Source organism: Candidatus Harpocratesius sp. (assembly GCF_054039255.1).
Window position 1 is genome coordinate 1 of record NZ_JBPLBG010000062.1, and the last position, 3,410, is coordinate 3,410.

General features: G+C 30.9%; 4 protein-coding genes. All 4 read left to right on the forward strand.

Going from position 1 to position 3,410, the window contains the following annotated elements; all coding sequences use genetic code 11:
* Positions 1–212 (forward strand): hypothetical protein (locus ACXLDF_RS13705; protein ID WP_457559106.1); only part of this gene is annotated, 212 nt, incomplete at its 5' end.
* Positions 213–217: 5 nt separating this feature from the next.
* Positions 218–493, forward strand: a complete 276-nt coding sequence (locus tag ACXLDF_RS13710; RefSeq protein WP_457559107.1) for a BrnT family toxin — start codon at positions 218–220, stop codon at positions 491–493.
* Positions 480–779, forward strand: a complete 300-nt coding sequence (locus ACXLDF_RS13715; protein WP_457559108.1) for a CopG family antitoxin — start codon at positions 480–482, stop codon at positions 777–779. Before ACXLDF_RS13710 ends, ACXLDF_RS13715 begins: the two co-directional genes overlap by 14 nt.
* Positions 780–1,326: 547 nt before the next feature.
* On the forward strand, positions 1,327–3,285 hold the full coding sequence (locus ACXLDF_RS13720; RefSeq protein ID WP_457559109.1) for a DUF4011 domain-containing protein: 1,959 nt from the start codon (positions 1,327–1,329) through the stop codon (positions 3,283–3,285).
* Positions 3,286–3,410 lie beyond the last annotated feature (125 nt).

A 3,410-nucleotide genomic window follows, 5' to 3' on the forward strand; every position in this document is an offset into this window, starting at 1 on the left:
AAGGCTTTTCAGATTACGGAACAGAAAGTCGCGCCGCTGCCGCTGTTTTACGAGACCTTTTAGGTAATATTATTTCAGCCGTTTCCAAACGGCGTCGCTTTTCAACTCATGCAAAGCGTCCGCTGCGCAGGCGTCGGGAAATTCTTTCGATTAAAATTAAACAAATAGACAATAAATGCGTTGACATTGTATATACTCGATATTATCTTTAAAAGACATGAGTATAATATGGGATCAAAATAAAAATGAATGGTTAATATTAAATCGTGGAATTTCGTTTGAGGAAATTTCAGATAGAATTCTGAATAATGATTACCTGGAAATACTCGAAAACCCGACAAGAGAAGGACGGTTCTATTTTATTATGAAAATTGAAAATTATACCTGGGTAGTTCCATTTTTAATTAACCAAAGTAATCAGATAGTATTAAAGACAGCCTTTCCGAGTAGAAAATTTCATAAGAAATATGGAGAGAACGATGAAATCATATAAATTATCAGATGAAGAAAAAGCAATTGAGAATGAAATTGAAAGTCTTAAACCAATTTCAGGAAAAAAGAAAGAGAAAATAGAAAGAATATTAGAGCAGACCAAAAAGAATAGATCAATCAGTCTCAGAATATCAAATTATGATTTGGAAAAACTTAAAGAAAAAGCAAAGACCGAAGGAGTTCCCTATCAAACATTAATAAATTCTATTCTTCATAAATATATAACCAATCAGTTATTTGAGAAAAACGAAATACTAAAATCTCTTCGGTTAATCAATAATTCATAATAAAACCCGCCTGATTTTTGGTAATAATTCAGATACCATATTTGCAAATAATACTTGGCAAGTTACATATATCAGCAGGATAGTAAAGCAAATAGTTGGAATCACGCAATCCCCAAACGGGGTGAATAATCCGGCACAGATGACCGCTCGCCCTATTCCTTATTTCTCTCGATTTCACTCGGGATGGCACCTTATTCCGTATTCCCTTTTTCCTTTTTAGCATTTTAATTTCTCTGCCTCATGGAGATCTCATCGGGACTTTCTCTGTGGCAAATAATCCAGGTTTAATAGAGTCCGGTACTTTTTTCAGCGACGAAAAAAGTTGCCAACAACCAATCTAACCCTTCCGATGGATTTCCCGGATAATATTCTACTTGACAGGTAAAATGTTTTTGTTTATTATACGAATAACAATGAATTACGGGAAAAACAGCATGGTATCTATGGCGACAGGGAAAGTTGTCTATAGTTAGCTATCAAAGTCGGTCATGGAGATGTTAGAGTGCTATGACAATGAAATGGATTATAACTTTTTAAATCAATAAATATGCCTGAAAGAACAGAAAAGGAAATTTTAGAATACAAAATAGAAACTTGGAAAAACAAGTTAATTGATTTATCAAAGCGTAATCGACTGCTAAATTTTAGACCTACTAAAGTAACTACAATCAAAATAATTGACGAAATACCATCAGAAATATTCAAGTCAATGGTAAATGAAAATAATTCTTTTCACTTTCTGCCGAAAGAAGAAGAAACGAAAGAATTATTTGATGAAAATGACAATCCAAATGATGAAAATCATAGCAAGGAATTCTATGAATATGATGATGAAAACCTTGAAGAAAAACATACTGATTTGAATCTTCAAACAAATCTTGAAAGCCAGAGATTACAAAAAAACTTAAAAAGAATACAATTCCGAGCTAATCAGTTAATGGAAGAACAAGGCTTCAATATCCTTTACCTAACACTGGGAATGCTTGAATGGTATGAAGCAGATCATTCAGATGTAAAAAACAGATCGCCATTAATAATGTTGCCTGTAGAATTGAAAAAACGGTCAATAAGATCAAAATACAAATTATATAAAACAGATGAAGATCCATTTGTTAATCCTGCCCTACAATATAAAATGGATAATGAGTTTAATCTAAATATACCAGATTTAGAATTAGATAATGACAAATTTGACCCAAAGGATTATTTCAAGAAAGTAAATGAATTAATTAAATTAGATGCGAGATGGAAAATAAAGAATGAGATATTTCTTGGTCTTTTTTCTTTTACAAAGTTTGTAATGTTTAAAGATTTAGAGAAGTATGATGACACTTTTAAAAAAAACCAAATTGTTCAAGCACTTGCTGGTGTTAATAAAAATGTATTCGATAGTGGTTCTGAATATCCAATTGCAAATGAATTAGATGAAAAACGAAAACCATTAGAGTTGTACCAAGTACTCGATGCTGATTCATCTCAACAGGAAGCAATCGAAGCTGTGAAAGCCGGTAATTCTGTCGTTATTCAAGGACCGCCGGGAACAGGCAAATCTCAAACTATTACAAATTTAATTGCAGAATTATTAGCTAATGGAAAAAAAGTTCTTTTTGTAAGTGAAAAAATGGCTGCTTTGGATGTTGTTTATAATAGGCTTAAAAGTATTGGTTTAAATGATTATTGTCTTGAAATCCATAGTCGAAAGTCAAATAAAAAACATGTTTTAGATCAATTAAAGGCCGCGTATGAAACAACACATCCCGGAAAACCAATAATAAATAGTAAAATTGATGAACTGTTGGAGTGCAGAATTAAACTAAATGAATACTCCAAAGTTCTTCATACACCAACAAAGCCTTTCAATAAATCACCTTATTGGTATATCGGTGAATTAAATGAATTATCTGATGTAGAAATACTGGATATTGATTTTTCAGAGATAAAAAATATTTCATTTGAACAATATCAAAAACTAATTGCAACAATCACAACATTAAAAGACCGAATTAAAATGATAGGGCATCCCTTTAGTCACCCTTATTGGGGTTGTGCAATTGATAGTGTAAATGAATATGAACAACAGAAAATAAATAAGCAGCTAAATTCTGCAATAGATACTTATAAAATCGTTAAAAATAAAATTGCGAGTTTTTCTAGAAGCATTAATATTGAATTGAATTGCATTGCCTTAACTTTATCATATTGCAAACTTTTATCAATTCTAAATGAGAACCACAAAATACCACAATCATTGGTTCAAATTGAGAATGTTGAATCTTTTAATTTCCAATTAGAACCAATTTTAGAGGAAATAGATAATTTTCAAAAACAAAGGGAAGAAATATTAACAAAATTTAAAGACAAAATATTCTCTGAAAACATTGATGAAATTGCTGAATTGTTGAAAACAAAATACAAATCGTTTTTACGAATATTTCAACCAGCGTATTATAAAAACAAAAAAAGAGTTACCAATCATCTTATTAGAAAAGATGATATATTAACATAGGTGTTATCTTATTCTTAGTTGAAATTTAGGGAAAAAAAGGTGAGGTTCCCCTATGGAAATTGAAAAAAGAATAAATAAAATAGAGGAACCTCGGGATGAATTTAGACAAGGAATCGTTGAAAGGC